The 15,676-nt window shown below is 40.2% G+C and carries 13 protein-coding genes; 9 read left to right on the forward strand and 4 right to left on the reverse strand.

Translation table 11 applies throughout. From position 1 onward, the window contains the following. Positions 1 to 92 precede the first annotated feature (92 nt). Both ilvB and ilvN read left to right on the forward strand, forming a co-directional pair. The gene (gene ilvB / locus PMI_RS17490) at positions 93 to 1,787 is read left to right on the forward strand and encodes an acetolactate synthase large subunit (protein WP_004246142.1); all 1,695 of its coding nucleotides are present in this window, start codon (positions 93 to 95) and stop codon (positions 1,785 to 1,787) included. A gap of 3 nt (positions 1,788 to 1,790) precedes the next feature. Beyond that, on the forward strand, positions 1,791 to 2,075 hold the full coding sequence (ilvN, locus tag PMI_RS17495) for an acetolactate synthase small subunit (protein WP_004246140.1): 285 nt from the start codon (positions 1,791 to 1,793) through the stop codon (positions 2,073 to 2,075). A gap of 54 nt (positions 2,076 to 2,129) precedes the next feature. Here the strand turns inward: ilvN and PMI_RS17500 are convergent, their stop codons facing one another. Together PMI_RS17500 and PMI_RS17505 are read right to left on the reverse strand one after the other, a co-directional pair. Beyond that, positions 2,130 to 3,026, reverse strand: coding sequence for a cation diffusion facilitator family transporter (locus tag PMI_RS17500; protein WP_004249537.1), 897 nt, complete (start codon positions 3,024 to 3,026; stop codon positions 2,130 to 2,132). Between the two features lie 76 nt (positions 3,027 to 3,102). Continuing rightward, complete coding sequence (locus PMI_RS17505; RefSeq protein ID WP_004246138.1) at positions 3,103 to 3,681, reverse strand: helix-turn-helix domain-containing protein; 579 nt, start codon at positions 3,679 to 3,681, stop codon at positions 3,103 to 3,105. Between the two features lie 238 nt (positions 3,682 to 3,919). On the opposite strand from PMI_RS17505, the gene PMI_RS17510 reads away from it, so the two are divergent. From PMI_RS17510 to PMI_RS17530, 5 genes are all read left to right on the forward strand, one after another. After that, on the forward strand, positions 3,920 to 5,107 hold the full coding sequence (locus PMI_RS17510; protein ID WP_012368785.1) for an MFS transporter: 1,188 nt from the start codon (positions 3,920 to 3,922) through the stop codon (positions 5,105 to 5,107). Positions 5,108 to 5,877: 770 nt separating this feature from the next. Next, positions 5,878 to 7,224, forward strand: coding sequence for an NCS2 family permease (locus PMI_RS17515; RefSeq protein WP_004246136.1), 1,347 nt, complete (start codon positions 5,878 to 5,880; stop codon positions 7,222 to 7,224). Positions 7,225 to 7,351: 127 nt separating this feature from the next. Then, positions 7,352 to 7,855, forward strand: coding sequence for a GNAT family N-acetyltransferase (locus PMI_RS17520; protein ID WP_004246135.1), 504 nt, complete (start codon positions 7,352 to 7,354; stop codon positions 7,853 to 7,855). A 357-nt stretch (positions 7,856 to 8,212) separates the two neighbouring features. Continuing rightward, positions 8,213 to 9,862: a Na+/H+ antiporter gene (locus PMI_RS17525; RefSeq protein WP_004246134.1), complete on the forward strand. Its 1,650-nt coding sequence runs from the start codon at positions 8,213 to 8,215 to the stop codon at positions 9,860 to 9,862. A 2-nt stretch (positions 9,863 to 9,864) separates the two neighbouring features. Beyond that, a complete protein-coding gene (locus PMI_RS17530) occupies positions 9,865 to 10,737 on the forward strand; it encodes a carboxylate/amino acid/amine transporter (protein ID WP_012368786.1) in 873 nt (290 codons plus the stop codon). On the opposite strand, the gene metR is transcribed toward PMI_RS17530, so the two are convergent. Next, a complete protein-coding gene (gene metR / locus PMI_RS17535) occupies positions 10,652 to 11,605 on the reverse strand; it encodes an HTH-type transcriptional regulator MetR (protein WP_004246132.1) in 954 nt (317 codons plus the stop codon). The genes PMI_RS17530 and metR overlap by 86 nt on opposite strands. Positions 11,606 to 11,712: 107 nt before the next feature. Here metR and metE point away from each other — a divergent pair, with 107 nt between their 5' ends. Both metE and PMI_RS17545 read left to right on the forward strand, forming a co-directional pair. Beyond that, the gene (gene metE / locus PMI_RS17540) at positions 11,713 to 13,986 is read left to right on the forward strand and encodes a 5-methyltetrahydropteroyltriglutamate--homocysteine S-methyltransferase (RefSeq protein ID WP_012368787.1); all 2,274 of its coding nucleotides are present in this window, start codon (positions 11,713 to 11,715) and stop codon (positions 13,984 to 13,986) included. 168 nt (positions 13,987 to 14,154) lie between these two features. Continuing rightward, on the forward strand, positions 14,155 to 14,982 hold the full coding sequence (locus PMI_RS17545; RefSeq protein ID WP_004246130.1) for a hypothetical protein: 828 nt from the start codon (positions 14,155 to 14,157) through the stop codon (positions 14,980 to 14,982). 104 nt (positions 14,983 to 15,086) lie between these two features. Here PMI_RS17545 and PMI_RS17550 read toward each other — a convergent pair whose 3' ends face one another. Continuing rightward, positions 15,087 to 15,479: a YidB family protein gene (locus tag PMI_RS17550; protein ID WP_004249529.1), complete on the reverse strand. Its 393-nt coding sequence runs from the start codon at positions 15,477 to 15,479 to the stop codon at positions 15,087 to 15,089. Between the last annotated feature and the right edge of the window lie 197 nt (positions 15,480 to 15,676).

Raw genomic sequence — 15,676 nt, forward strand, 5'->3', positions numbered from 1 at the left:
ACAGTTTCGCAACCCCGCCGGCGTATTAACCGGGCGGGGTTTTTCATATCTACCGCCCATAAAGTCCGGCTTAGTAAAAAGGACACAGAACAATGGGTGCTCAACAAGATAATGCCACAGGAAAAACCTTCACTGGTGCGCAATTAATTGTTTATTTACTGGAACGGCAAGGTATCACTACGGTTGCGGGGATCCCCGGCGGAGCCGCTCTTCCTTTGTATGATGCATTAAGCCAAAGTCAGTCTATTCGCCATATTTTGACACGTCATGAACAAGGGGCGGGTTTTATTGCCCAAGGTATGGCTAGAGCAAATGGTCAGCCTGCGGTGTGTATTGCCTCAAGTGGACCGGGGGCGACAAACTTAGTTACAGCCATTGCTGATGCAAAATTAGACTCAATTCCTTTGGTTTGCATTACGGGGCAAGTCTCTTCAGCCATGATTGGGACTGATGCGTTTCAAGAAGTTGATACCTATGGGATGTCTATTCCTATTACCAAACACAACTATTTAGTCCGCGATATCGCACAGTTGCCGGAAATTATCTGTGATGCGTTTCGTTTGGCAATGTCAGGTCGCCCTGGACCTGTATGGGTTGATGTACCTAAAGATATTCAACAAGCGACTATCACCTTAGATAAATTGCCACCGATACCACAAAAAGATGCAGCTCCAGCCTTTAATACCGATTTGGTGATCCAAGCCGCGCAAATGATTAACCAAGCGAAAAATCCTGTGCTTTATTTAGGGGGCGGTATTATTAGCTCTGAAGCGTGTAAAGAAGCGATTGAATTGGCGGAGAAAAATAGCCTACCCACCACGATGACGTTAATGGGATTAGGTTTAATGCCACCAACACACCCGCTATATTTAGGGATGTTAGGTATGCATGCGGCACGGAGTACCAACTTTATTTTAGAAGAAGCCGATCTGCTGATCGTATTGGGGGCGCGATTTGATGATAGGGCAATTGGTAAAGCAGAAAAGTTTTGCCCCAATGCGAAGATCATTCATGTTGATATTGATAGGGCAGAGATAAGTAAGATCAAACGTCCTGATATTGCCATTCATGCAGATGCTAAAGCGGTGCTGTCGCTGTTATTACCTTTAATTAATATTAATCAGCGCAACGAATGGATAGATAGAGTTAATACCTTAAAACAGGAATATCCCTTAGAAATGAAAAACTCACACAATATTCTTAGCGGTTACGGCATCGTACTTGCTGCGGCAAATTGTGTTGATGATGAAGCGATTATTACCACCGATGTAGGGCAGCATCAGATGTGGGTTGCTCAAGCTTATCCACTGAATCGACCGCGCCAATGGTTAACATCAGGAGGCTTGGGGACGATGGGATTTGGGTTGCCGGCAGCGATAGGGGCCGCATTGGCAGAGCCAAATAAAAAGATCCTCTGTTTTTCAGGGGATGGTAGCATCATGATGAATATTCAGGAGTTAGCAACAGCCGCTGAGCATCAGTTAGATGTAAAGATTATTTTGATAAATAATCAAGCATTAGGGTTAGTACACCAACAACAAACACTCTTTTTTGATGAGCGTATTTATGCCGCAGCCTACCCTTATCAAACGGATTTTATTCGTATTGCTCAAGGATTTGGGTTGGATACTTGTGATTTAAATCAAGAAGCAGATCCTCAGGCGGCGCTACAAGCGGCAATTGCTAAACCTGGGCCTTGTTTAATTCATGCCATGATTGATATTAACGAAAAAGTATTTCCAATGGTTCCGCCGGGGGCGGCAAATATCGAGATGATAGGAGCTTAATTTATGTCACTACAATCACAACCTATCGCACTAGAACTTATTGTTCGTAACCATCCCGGTGTGATGACCCATATTTGTGGGCTATTTGCGCGTCGTGCATTTAACGTCGATGGTATTTTATGTTTACCAATGAAAAACAGCGATAAAAGTCGTATTTGGTTATTAGTACAAAAAGATGAGCGTTTAATGCAGATGGTGAGTCAAGTGGAAAAACTTGAGGACGTAAAAGAAGTGCGTTTTAGTGATGATCTGCGCGTTTTTGAACAGATGGAAAGTTATTTAAATTAATTGCACTGTTTGTTCTGGCTCTTTTTAGGTACGAGAGAGCCAGAACCTAAATATCTAATGATGATTATCTTCCAGATGTTGTTTATCCTCGCTTTCCATCTGTAAGGTAATATGATTGATATGAAATTGTTCACGTAGTTGCTTATCAATAGCAAGGCGTAATGTTTCACTATCTACATTGGGTTGATAGACAATATGACCACTGAGGATCAACTTGCTTTGCGTCAGTGCCCATAAATGCAAATCATGGGAGCTAGCCACCCCTGCGGTATTATTAATGGTGTCTGTTACCTCAGTTAAATTAATGCCTTTAGGCACGCCTTCTAATAAAATATTCAGGCACTCTTTTAATAAGATCCATGTGCGCGGAAAGACCATAAAGCCGATTAATACCGCAATAATAGAATCAACTAATTGCCAACCGGTTAGCCAAATAATTACCGCCCCAATAATGACGCCCACTGAGCCTAACATATCCGCCCACACTTCAAGATAAGCCCCTTTAACGTTTAAGCTTTCATCTTTTGCACTGGTGAGCATTTTCATTGAGATAAAATTAATGATAAGCCCTGCGATTGCCACAACAAGCATACCCATAGACTGAATGTCAGGAGGGGAAGAGAGTCGTTGATAAGCCTCATAAAGAATATAAAAAGCCACCGCCATTAAGATCAGTGCATTCATCGCAGCAGCCAATATTTCAAAACGAGCATAGCCATAAGTTCTGAATAGATCTGCTGCTTTTCTACCTGCGTGGATCGCGATAAGAGCAAGTAAGAGTGCAAATGCATCTGTCATCATATGCATTGCATCAGAAATCAAGGCTAAACTTTCTGTTAAGTAGCCACCAATAAACTCAATCACCATAAAAGAGCCTGTTAATGCAAAAGCAATTAACAGACGTGATTCAGGTAGCGCTTTGACATCACCGTGCTCGTGGCCTGCACCCATGCTATTTATCCCCGCCATTATTAATAATACTTAGAATAATAGTTTAAATGGCGGTGAAATATAATGGGTATTTGTCTTAAGGGCGATGATGATAGTGTTGTTGATTGGGGCTAGACATGATAACTGATGCACGCATATGGCCTTCTACACAAATATAAGAGTGTGGCGCATTACCATGAAAGGCATAAAAATCGCCGGTTTCTAATAATACGGTTTCATCGTTAGCAAAACGCATCATCAGTTTGCCAGAATAGACCATAATATGCTCTTGGGTGCCGTCGGCATGGGCTGGGCTATTAATAATTGCCCCGTGCTTCATCTCAATATGCCAAATTTCAGTAATATTGCCGATGCCAATACGGAATTTAAATTCTTGTGCATAGTCGCCAACGATAGGCTTATGTCGCTCTAAGCGAGGATATTCTTCGCGGGTAAAACTAAATAAATCACCTAATGGAAATCCAAGGGCTATCGCGATAGCTTCTAAGGTATCGATGCGAGGATTAGAATCGCCAGACTCTAATTTGGACAATGCCGCTTTAGATATGCCTGATTTTCTTGATAACTCATTAAGTGACAAGTTTCGAGATTGTCTTAACTGCTTAACCTTATTACCAAGGTATTCGTTTGTCTTTTTCGGTGATTGTGGGTTCATTGCCAATTCAAAATATTGTCAGTTTAAAAGTATAATTTCCTGTAGATGATAACATCAATTCTTCACAGACGGGAAAAGCACAGACTATTTAGACAATATTTTGTGAACAGGGTGCGCGTATCAGGCGATATTTTAAAGCATGTTTATCTATTTCTTATCCCCTATAATAAGGCAATATTTTCCATTCATTCAATATTCACTATGATGAGGTTTCTACAGCGTGTAGAAACAAAATAATATGTTGCAACAAAATTATCGTCAGTCCGAGCTTTTTGCTATTACTACTATTACAGTCAGTATTGCGGTGATAGGGATTGTTATTGGATTAACTATTCCGATGGTGGCTTTACGGCTAAACTTGGCGGGGATCAGTGAATCTATTATTGGTCTGATTTCAGCCGCACCTGCGATGGGAATGTTAATCATCTCACCCTTTGCACGCTATATTGTGCAATGGCTTGGTAAACGTTTAGCGATGTTATTAGCAACGATTATATCAGCCATTAGTCTATTGCCTTTAATGGGGAGTTTGCCATTAGAATTCCTGTTCCCATTACGACTAATCACCGGGATTGCCAGTGGTGTGATGATCTGTTTGGGGGAGACATGGATCAATGAACTTGTAGCGGATAATAAGCGAGGTCGTATTTTAGCGATTTATACGACCGTGTTTACTATCAGCCAGTTGTTAGGCCCTTCAATTATTGCGTTATATGGCGTTGCTGATAAAACACCGATCTTAATCAGCGTACTGCTTCATATTATCTCTATCGTGCTATTTTTAATGATGGATCAGAAAGTGGGCGATAAATTAGCTAAAGACTCAGAAGAGTCGCACTTTTCTATTCTTCGTTTTATTAAAGTGGCGCCTGCGATATGTGGTGGCATTATCTTTTTTGCATTTTTTGATGGCACAGTGTTGTCTATGTTCCCTATTTATGGGCTAAGTGTTGGTCATAGTGAAGCGATTGCCGCGATGATGATCAGTGCTATTTTGGCGGGAGATGCCATAATGCAAATGCCATTTGGTTGGCTTGCTGATCATATGAATAGAACACGGCTATACCGAATTTGTGGTGTCATTACATTATTAGCAAGCTTATTATTGCCCATTGCTATGCCACATACTTTAGTTATTTGGCCACTATTATTAGTGCTTGGTGCAACGGCGGGAGCCATTTATACCATTGCATTGGTACAAATTGGGCAATACTTTTCAGGAAATGATCTGATGATAGCAAATGCTTCAGCGGCGATGTTATGGGGCATTGGTAATCTTTCTGGTCCCATTTTAGCCGGTGCTATGTCTGAAATCTCTCCATCTGCGTTACCTTTTTTATTGGTGGTTATGACGGGATTATTTTTAGTTTCGACGATGGATCGCTTTAACTTGCATGTCGACACTCTAAATCGTCATACATCATAATTGCATGCTCTTTTTTACCTTATTGTAGGTAAAAGAGGGCGCTATTTTCATTAAATTAGACAATAATTTCCTGCTGTTTTATCACCCATTCAATTATTTTTTCTTTTATTATCTTTATTTTAATAATCAATGCGATACATACTATTCAAAGGTTTTTATTGGTGATTTATTAAGAATAATCCAGAAATAATAAAATGAAATAAGAAAGATTTGCCAAATGGCACTATTTTCATCTAGTTTTATCACAAGGAGGTGTATGTTTTTCAAGCAGAGTGTGATGAATACTGAGTCAATATTATCGCCAAACAAGGGAAGATGCTGTTAAAACAGTAAGTTCAAAAATGATAAAAACATAAGAAATATTTAATTAATATTTATAGTATCAAACCAAGCATTATTAATATAAACATCAATGATATTAATAAAAACAGTTGATTATAAGTACGCTTCACCTTTTAGGGTGATAGCGTTGCTAAAACAGTTTAACCAGAGGAGAAATATATCACTATTCTCCTCTTTTCTTTTTTCTGCGAACACTAGAATGTCTTTTTATGACATTTTTGCTAAAAAAGTATTTTTTTTCTTGATTCTTACCCTAAAAGCACCAGATAATCGTTTGCGTCAAATTCTCTCACTCTATCCACATTAATAAACAAACGTTTGCTTTTTCACTCCTCTGATGATTTTTTTACCATTGGAGGTGATAATAATTTTAGACGTAATCGTTTTCGTTGGGGAGGGTGAACTGTTTTTTATGTCAGAGGAATGTAATGTCTGCTAATCAATCAGCAACCACAGGTAAACTGGATAATTATTTTAAGCTTACCGCCCGAGGCACTACGGTTCGTAAAGAGATGATCGCCGGTTTAACAACCTTTTTGGCGATGGTCTATTCCGTTATTGTCGTACCCAGTATGCTAGGGCAAGCGGGGTTCCCCCACACGGCGGTATTTATCGCAACCTGTTTAGTGGCAGGATTTGGTTCTCTGTTAATGGGATTGTGGGCAAATCTACCTATGGCGATTGGTTGTGCCATTTCATTAACGGCATTTACCGCCTTTAGTTTGGTACTTGGTCAACATATCTCTGTACCTGTTGCTTTGGGGGCGGTGTTTTTGATGGGGTGCCTATTTACCCTATTTTCTTTAACAGGGATCAGAACGTGGATCTTAAAAAATATTCCGATTGGTATCGCTCATGGCGCCGGTATTGGTATCGGGCTATTTTTACTTTTGATCGCAGCCAATAGTGTTGGGTTAGTGGTGAAAAATCCATTAGCCGGATTACCTGTTGCGATGGGAGAATTTACTTCTTTTTCAGTATTAATGTCATTGGCCGGTCTTGCTGCTATTTTTGGTCTAGAAAAACGTAAAGTCCCCGGTGGTGTGTTATTAGTCATTATTGCGATTTCGATTATTGGATTGATTTTTGATCCTAACGTGAAATACCAAGGGTTCTTTAAAATGCCACAATTAGGCGAAGAGGGCCTTGCACTATTATTTGCCATGGATATTAAAGGCGCATTACAACCACTTGTTTTACCTAGTGTATTAGCTTTAGTGATGACGGCTATTTTTGATGCGACAGGAACCATTCGCGCAGTGGCGGGACAAGCTAATTTACTTGATAAACGAGGACAAATTATCAATGGTGGTAAAGCGTTAACTTCTGATTCCGTGAGCAGTATATTTGCTGGGGCAATTGGTGCAGCACCTGCAGCAGTATATGTTGAGTCCGCAGCGGGTACTGCAGCAGGTGGTAAAACAGGGCTCACCGCAACTGTGGTCGGTATTCTCTTTTTATTGATCCTCTTTTTATCACCGCTATCTTATTTAGTTCCCCCCTATGCGACAGCCCCTGCATTAATGTATGTGGGTTTATTGATGTTAGGTAATGTCACTAAGTTAGATTTTAGTGATTTTGTCGATGCGATGTCAGGTATGGTGTGCGCGGTATTTATCGTATTAACGTGTAATATTGTTACAGGCATTATGTTGGGTTTTGGCTGTTTAGTGATTGGCCGTATTTTTGCCGGTGAGTGGCGTAAACTTAATATTGGTACAGTTCTAATTGCTATTGCTTTAGTGGCATTTTATGCCGGACACTGGGCAATTTAATTAAAATCATCAGGTTTAAACATAAAAAGCGGAATATATTTTTATTCCGCTTTTTTGCTATTTATTTATCTAGTTTTATTCGCTATTGTCGAGGTTAAGACTCATTGTTAATTTTTTGGTAAAATAAATGCATCAGATAGAAATACGACATGGTGAGCCTGAAGATGCTATAGCAATACAGCAATTGTATACACATCCAGACTTATATATTTGTACTTGTCAGTTCCCTTATCCATCAGTCACTATGTGGAAAAAAAGGCTAATTGAATTTTCTGAACAAAATATTCCACATTTTGTTGCTTCTTTTGACGGTCAAATCGCAGGTCATTTAGCGTTGATCATCGACAATCATCCTCGTCGTCGGCATATCGTCAGCTTTGGTATTGGTGTTGGTGCTGAGTTTTCAGGAAAAGGTATAGGTAAAGCACTCATTAATACGGCAATTGATTATGCTTTTAATTGGTTGGCTGCAACACGTATCGAGCTAGAAGTTTATGCTGATAATGAAAGAGGCCTTCATTTGTATAAAAAATTAGGTTTTGAAGTGGAAGGCATTCGTCGTAATGCAGCCTTCAGAGAAGGTAAATATTGTGATGTTGTGATGATGGCTCAGCTAAAAAATATCGAATAACTCTGTGGGGGCTTGACGCTGTTTTCATTTTTCAATGATAGAGCCTATTTTACTTTTTGATCCTCTTAAGAGTATGACTAGAACAGAAAACAGCAATAACAGCATACTTTTTCTCTTTCTGATGCCGTTAATAGATAACACTATGCATTAATATGTTAGCTTTTTTGTAAGATACGATTAATCTTAATTTTATATCATTCTTCATTAGTCGATGTGGGTTCAGTTTAAAATAGGAAAGGTAAAGATAGGCATGGTAGATAAACTTTTATGATGCGTTTCTTTATCATTCAGCAAGGGTTCTTTTCATATCAGGAAAGATGGCAGATTCTTAGATAAAAATAAGCATGTAAGGGTAGCATGGAAATTTTCTTTACTATTTTAATTTTAATATTGGTAGTTTCTGTTTCAGGTGTCATTACCAAAGTTATTCCTTTTCGCATTCCATTACCATTAATCCAGATTGTGATCGGGGCACTTTTGGCTTGGCCTCAGTTTGGTTTACATGTCACCTTTGATCCTGAACTCTTCTTAGTTTTACTGATCCCTCCTTTACTTTTTGTTGATGGATGGAAAACCCCCACACGTGAATTTATCCAAAATGGTCGAGAGATCTTTATCCTTGTGCTGGTTTTGGTGATGGTGACAGTAGTAGGTATTGGTTACCTTATTTACTGGATAATGCCTAGTATTCCACTTATTTCTGCTTTCGCGCTCGCCGCGGTTCTCTCGCCAACTGATGCGGTGGCATTATCCTCGATTGTCGGTAAGGGGCGAATACCGAAGCGGATCATGGGGGTTTTAGAAGGCGAAGCCTTAATGAATGATGCTTCGGGTCTGGTGGCGCTGAAATTTGCCGTTGCTGTGGCTATGGGCACGATGATATTTACCGTGGGTGGCGCAACCTTTGAGTTTTTTAAAGTGGCAATAGGCGGTTTATTAGCGGGTATTGCGGTAACGTTAGTCTATAGTAAATCTCTGCGATTGATGAGCCGTTGGAGTGGTGATGATCCTGCCACTCAAATTGTCTTTATGTTGCTGTTGCCTTTTGCTTCTTATTTGATTGCTGAACATATTGGCTTTTCCGGGATCCTTGCTGCCGTGGCCGCAGGTATGACTATCAGTAAATCAGGTGTGATCCGCAATGCACCATTGGCGATGCGCTTGCGTGCAGATAGTGTCTGGTCAATGTTAGAGTTTGTCTTTAACGGACTGGTCTTTATTATGCTGGGTTTACAGCTTCCTGTTATTTGGACAAGCTCGGTTATTCAAGCTGATCTCGATCCTGAAGTTGAAGTATGGATGCTGTTTGCCGCCGTCTTTGTTATCTATTTTGCGTTACTGATTTTACGTTTTACATGGTTATGGCTAATGAAGAAAATCAGCCATCTCTTTATGAAAAAACATCCCCTTGATTTCGCCACTTATACGACGAGAGAATTATGGCTATCTTCTTTTGCCGGGGTACGTGGTGCTATCACCTTAGCCGGTGCGCTCTCTATACCGCTATTTTTAACTGATGGCAGTACTTTCCCTGGGCGCTATCAGATAATCTTTATTGCGGCAGGGGTGATCCTGTTATCCATTTTGGTCGGTATTATTTCATTACCTTTCTTACTAAAAGGGATTAAAGCTACCGATAAAGAAGCGGATAAAAATGAAGTACGTTATGCCAAGAAAGTCATGGCAGAAGTCGCTATTGTTAGCCTCAATAAAATGGAAGAGCGTTTAGCTGCAAGTACAGAAGAGCAACTAGATGCGGAAGAAATTAATGAAGTAGCTTCTCGAGTTGCCGGCTATTTAAGACGACGTACCGCGGATCAGGACGAGATGATGCACAATATGTTGGTGGAAGATCTGGAAAGACGTTTTCGCCTAACGGCATTGCGTGCAGAGCGTGGTGAGCTTTATCACTTACGTGCAACGCGTAAAATTAGTAACGAAACACTACAACTTTTGCTTCATGAATTAGATTTAATGGAAGCGCTGTTAGTTGAGAAAGACAGTTAATTATGTGGCTACTGGTTATTACAACGTTGTTATGGGCGGCTTCTTTTAGTCTGATTGGTGAATATCTCGCAGGTCAGGTTGATAGTTGGATCTCAGTATTGATTAGAGTGGTGTTAGCTGCCATCGTCTTTTTGCCTTTCCTACGTTGGAAAGGCATTCGCCTTAAAGTGATTTTATTGTATATGGGAGTAGGCGCATGCCAATTGGGTATTATGTACCTGTTTGTGTTCCACGCTTATAACTATTTAACCGTAGCTGAGTTTTTACTCTTTACTGTATTAACACCACTTTATGTCACCTTAATTTATGATCTACTTGAAAGACAACGTTTACGTTGGGGCTATGCCTTTAGCGCACTACTGGCGGTATTAGGGGCGGCCATTATTCGTTATGATCATCTTAGTGATGACTTCTGGCTGGGATTATTATTGGTTCAGTTAGCCAATATTTTCTTCGCCATAGGACAGGTAGGCTATAAACGATTAATGGAAATGCATCCACTTCCTCAACATCACGCATTCTCTTGGTTTTATATCGGGGCGGTGGTGGTTGTGTTAGTCGGCTCGTTATGTTTTGCCGATTGGCAAAAAATACCGACCACATCGTTACAGTGGGGGGTATTGCTTTGGTTAGGTATTGGCGCTTCTGGAATAGGCTATTTTATGTGGAACTATGGGGCGACACAGGTAGATGCTGGAACCCTTGCGATTATGAATAATATGATGGTTCCAGCGGGATTATTAGTGAACTTCTCTATTTGGCAACAGCACCCTAATTGGCCAAGTTTCATCATAGGCGCGAGCCTGATTGTTGCATCACTTTGGTTCCATCGGCGTTGGATACACCAACCTGTTTTACAAAAGGCAGATGATTAACGGCATGTTGACCTGCTAAGCGTATAAACTCTCGTATTGCCGGTTGATGTTGCTCACCTGTACGGTTAGCTGCATATAGCCGGCTCCATAATCCTTCTCCTAAGGTCTTTGTGACCACTAATCCTTGTTTTTCAAAATTCTCTACGGCCCAGTGCGGCAGTGCCGCTATACCCATTCCTGCTGCCACCATTTGAATAAGAAGTAAGGTGTTATCTACATGTTTAAAATGTGGCGTGATCCCTGCGGGCTGTAAAAAATGACGCCAAATATCAAAACGCTCTCTTTGGACAGGATAGATAAACAGTGTTTCTGAGATCAAATCTTGTGGTTGAATATGTAAGCGATTAGCCAGCGGGTGATCAGGAGACAACACAAGCTTAACTTCATAATCAAACAACGCGGTATAGTGCAGGCGTTGGTTATCCAAGATATCAGAAGTGAGTACAACATCTAATTCTCGTTGTAATAAAGCCGGTTGAGGATCAAAAGTGACACCTGAATGGAAGTCGACATTCACATCCGGCCATGTTTGACGGTATTGCTGTAATGCGGGTGTTAACCATTGAATACAGCTATGGCATTCAATAGCAATATTTAAATGAGCATTACCCGGCTCATTACACTCTTCTATCGCTCGGCGCACAATGGGTAGGACTTCTTGCGCTAATCTTAATAACACTTCGCCTTGTGGTGTAAATCGTAGTGGTTGGCTTTTACGGACAAAAATACGATAACCAAGACGATGCTCTAATTCACTAAACTGGTGAGAGAGCGCGGATTGTGTTTGATGTAACTGATTTGCCGCATTGGCAAGAGAGCCTGTTTGCTTAAGTGCCAATATCGTTTTTAAGTGTTTTATTTCTATCATGAGAAACCTTCAGGTTGTGAATGAAAAATTTGCGCTTGTGGTTTATACACTACCTGTAGATTATGGATGTGTAAACATCTAGACGGCTAAAAACAGGATTTTTTATTATGACAATTCGCAATCACACATTAGGTTTCCCACGTATTGGCTTAAATAGAGAGCTAAAAAAGGCACAAGAGAGCTATTGGGCTGGTAATATTTCTCAGGCAGAACTTCTGGCAGTTGGTAAAGAATTACGCGCTCGTCATTGGCAACAGCAAGCTAATGCAGGAGTCGAATTATTACCCGTTGGCGATTTTGCTTGGTACGACCAAGTCTTGGGTACTAGTCTCCTATTAGGCAATATACCGCCACGCCATCGTAATGAAGATGGTCGCCTAGATCTTGATACTCTATTTCGAGTGGCGAGAGGCAGAGCACCAACGGGTAAACCTGCGGCCGCCTCAGAAATGACAAAATGGTTTAATACTAACTATCACTATATCGTGCCAGAATTTCAGCAAGGACAATCATTTACACTGGCGTGGCAACAGCTACTGGATGAAGTCGATGAGGCTTTAGCATTAGGCCATAATGTGAAACCGGTACTTTTGGGGCCGATCACCTACTTATGGTTAGGAAAAGTTAAAGGACCTGAGTTTGATAGATTGTCACTGTTAGACGCTATTTTACCTGTTTATCAGCAAGTATTGAGTCAGTTACAGCAAAAAGGTATCGAGTGGGTACAAATTGATGAGCCTGCACTGGTTCTTGATTTACCCATTGAGTGGCAAAATGCTTATCAAGTTGCTTATCAAGCATTGACTGGACAGGTTAAACTATTATTGACTACCTATTTTGATGGTATTACTCATCATCTTGATATTATTAAAAACTTACCGGTAAATGGGCTACATATTGATCTATGTGCAGGACAGGACGCATTGCAAGTTATACACCAAGCATTGCCTAAAGACTGGGTGTTATCGTTAGGGGTCATTAATGGTCGCAACGTCTGGAAAGCGGATCTAACTACCCGTTATCAACAAGTAGTTGCATTAAAAGGTAAGCGTCCATTATGGATTGGCACATCATGCTCTTTGTTGCATAGTCCAATTGATTTAAGTGCGGAGACTAAGCTTGATGATGAAGTGAAAAGCTGGTTTGCCTTTGCGGTGCAAAAATGTGCAGAAGTGGCGTTACTCGCAAAAGCATTAAATGCACCAGAAGGTGAATATGACGAACAACTTGCCCAATACAGTGCCCCCATTCGTCAACGTGAACACTCTAGTCGTGTACATAATGCAAAAGTGGCCGCACGCTTGCAGGCGATTAATGCACAAGACGGTGAAAGAACATCGCCTTATCAACAACGAGCTAAAGTGCAACGCGCTCGGTTTAATTTCCCTCTGTGGCCAACGACAACCATAGGTTCATTCCCACAAACTACCGAGATCCGCACAGTACGTTTAGACTTTAAAAAAGGGCGTATTGATACCACTGCTTATCGCACTAATATTAGCGAGCATATTAAGCAAGCCATAGATGAACAAGAGCGCTTAGGGCTTGATGTGTTGGTTCATGGTGAAGCTGAGCGTAATGACATGGTTGAATATTTTGGCGAGCATTTTGAAGGTTATGTCTTTACTCAAAATGGCTGGGTACAAAGCTACGGCTCCCGCTGCGTAAAACCGCCGGTGATCATTGGTGATATTAGCCGTCCTGCACCGATTACGGTAGATTGGGCGACTTATGCTCAATCATTAACCGATAAGCCAGTTAAGGGTATGTTAACTGGGCCAGTGACTATTTTATGTTGGTCTTTCCCGCGTGAGGATGTCAGCCGTGAAACTATCGCTAAACAAATTGCGTTAGCGTTACGTGATGAGGTGGATGATTTACAAAAAGCCGGTATCGGTATTATTCAGATAGATGAGCCTGCATTACGCGAAGGATTACCGTTACGTCGTGATGAGTGGCAAGCATACCTAGATTGGGCTGTTGATGCCTTTAAGCTCAGTGCAGCTATCGCTGATGATGAGACACAAATTCATACACATATGTGTTATTGCGAGTTTAATGACATTATGGAGGCGATTGCTGCATTGGATGCGGATGTGATCACCATTGAAACATCACGCTCAGATATGGAGTTATTAGAAGCCTTTGAACATTTTGATTATCCAAATGAAATTGGTCCTGGGGTATACGATATTCATTCGCCTAATGTACCGAATGTAGAATGGATTGTTGGATTGTTAAGAAAAGCGCAATCGCGTATCCCTGCGGAACGTTTATGGGTAAATCCAGATTGCGGTTTAAAAACGCGGGGGTGGAGTGAAACCCGTGCAGCATTGGCAAATATGGTTGAAGCGGCTAAATATTTACGCCAGAACGTATAATAATATTTAAATAATATATTTTAGTAGCCTGTTATTTTGATGTTATCAATATAATAGGCTATTTTTTTCTTATTAATCAAAAATGTTTATTAATAGGTAAATAAAAATAAGAGATAATCTTATTATTGATATTTTTTAATATTGCTATACTGCACAAAACTTAATTTTATGGATATAGATATTGTGCAAAATGGTATTCACCTGTCAGAAAAAATATTAAATGCATTTCCTACTCGAGCCTTAACATTATCTCCATTAAAAGGGGATGGCGGTTTATTCCGTACCTTATTTTTAGTGATTGCAATGTTAGGGATGACAGTATTTAGTGCTTATCAAATTCCTAATATTGTTTATGATTATCAAATTAGTAAAAACCCCGTATTTATTGATGCCGATGTTGATGGCTCTTGCCGTTCAAAACTATTTGTTTTAACCAATTGTAGTGTTGACTTACGTTATAAAGGTAACGAGGTTTCACGAAATTTTACTTTTCTTGATTTTGGCAATAAAGATATATTGGTTGAGCCAGTAGCAGATGAAAACGATCTGACTAAAATGACCGTCGATGTGGCAATTGATAATATTTGGTTACGCTTAATTAGTGCATTAGTTTTTACTGCATTATTTGCTTTTTGCGTGATCTTTTTCATTTATCGTCAAATGATCAGCAATAAAGTCAAAAAAGCATTGCTTTCAGTAGGCACCAAACCTTTAAAATTAACGGCTATCCCCGCTAAGGTCGTTGTGAGTAATAAACAATTTATTGCTACTTATAAAACCAATGTTGCCGGAAAAGAGACTTCAATTACTTATTCAGGTAATAAGAAAACGCCACCTATTACATTAGAAATGGAAGGCAAAACTTATGTTTTGGCGGTGTACGAGCCACAACAAAATATTCCTTATGTCTTAGATGTTCCTTTAGCTCGAATTCAAGCAACAGAAGAAGAAAAACAACGTTTTCATGAGGCATTAATTGAGGAAGGTATTCTCTAATTACGCTTTAATGCAGTGATGAGAGCGATTGATTATAGAAAGCAAGATGGCTATTGCGCTTGATTGGTTAAGAAACAATAGCGCCATAGCCATCATTCAATTTATTAGCCACCAAAGATTTTTGCTTTAAGTATATCCATACCGGCGCTCATTAAATCTAACTCTTTGGGGATAACACCTTCTGGCGTGAGTTTATCAACCAATTTTGGCAAATATTGTGCTGCCATATCAGAGGCTTCAGCGGTATTCATATTGATCTTTGCCGCCAATTCATTAATCACTGGCGATGAAAAAACTTGTACGATTTGCTCGGCATTAATAGGTAAATTACTGCCTGTGCTAATCCAAGATTGGATCAGTTCACTTAATCCTGCGCTATTAAACTGTTTAACCAAGCCTTCAATTCCCCCTTGGGTTTCTACCCATTCGAGTACTGTTTTGAATTGATTAATTTTCTCACCGCCCAACAGGCTTGCGATTTGGTTAAATAAGCTCATGCTTGCTCCAATAACTATCAACGCATTATTACGTTATATTGAGATGTTAATTTTAAAGGCGAGTAGTGTACGTGAAGTTAGTATCTTCATCTATACTCAAGTGATATTTATCCGACTAAGCAAGAATAGAATGCAGGATTTTATTACGCCAAAGCGATATTGATAATGCCGCCATAGCGTCGCTATTCGACACTGTT

This window comes from Proteus mirabilis HI4320, from assembly GCF_000069965.1.
In the GTDB taxonomy this organism is placed as follows: Bacteria; Pseudomonadota; Gammaproteobacteria; order Enterobacterales; family Enterobacteriaceae; genus Proteus; species Proteus mirabilis.

What these genes read in the sequence shown, in the direction of transcription:
- ilvB (WP_004246142.1), top strand. Translation starts at nt 93, where the DNA reads ATGGGTGCTCAACAAGATAATGCCACAGGAAAAACCTTCACTGGTGCG.
- ilvN (WP_004246140.1), top strand. Translation starts at nt 1,791, where the DNA reads ATGTCACTACAATCACAACCTATCGCACTAGAACTTATTGTTCGTAAC.
- PMI_RS17500 (WP_004249537.1), bottom strand. Translation starts at nt 3,026, where the DNA reads ATGGGTGCAGGCCACGAGCACGGTGATGTCAAAGCGCTACCTGAATCA.
- PMI_RS17505 (WP_004246138.1), bottom strand. Translation starts at nt 3,681, where the DNA reads ATGAACCCACAATCACCGAAAAAGACAAACGAATACCTTGGTAATAAG.
- PMI_RS17510 (WP_012368785.1), top strand. Translation starts at nt 3,920, where the DNA reads ATGTTGCAACAAAATTATCGTCAGTCCGAGCTTTTTGCTATTACTACT.
- PMI_RS17515 (WP_004246136.1), top strand. Translation starts at nt 5,878, where the DNA reads ATGTCTGCTAATCAATCAGCAACCACAGGTAAACTGGATAATTATTTT.
- PMI_RS17520 (WP_004246135.1), top strand. Translation starts at nt 7,352, where the DNA reads ATGCATCAGATAGAAATACGACATGGTGAGCCTGAAGATGCTATAGCA.
- PMI_RS17525 (WP_004246134.1), top strand. Translation starts at nt 8,213, where the DNA reads ATGGAAATTTTCTTTACTATTTTAATTTTAATATTGGTAGTTTCTGTT.
- PMI_RS17530 (WP_012368786.1), top strand. Translation starts at nt 9,865, where the DNA reads ATGTGGCTACTGGTTATTACAACGTTGTTATGGGCGGCTTCTTTTAGT.
- metR (WP_004246132.1), bottom strand. Translation starts at nt 11,605, where the DNA reads ATGATAGAAATAAAACACTTAAAAACGATATTGGCACTTAAGCAAACA.
- metE (WP_012368787.1), top strand. Translation starts at nt 11,713, where the DNA reads ATGACAATTCGCAATCACACATTAGGTTTCCCACGTATTGGCTTAAAT.
- PMI_RS17545 (WP_004246130.1), top strand. Translation starts at nt 14,155, where the DNA reads ATGGATATAGATATTGTGCAAAATGGTATTCACCTGTCAGAAAAAATA.
- PMI_RS17550 (WP_004249529.1), bottom strand. Translation starts at nt 15,479, where the DNA reads ATGAGCTTATTTAACCAAATCGCAAGCCTGTTGGGCGGTGAGAAAATT.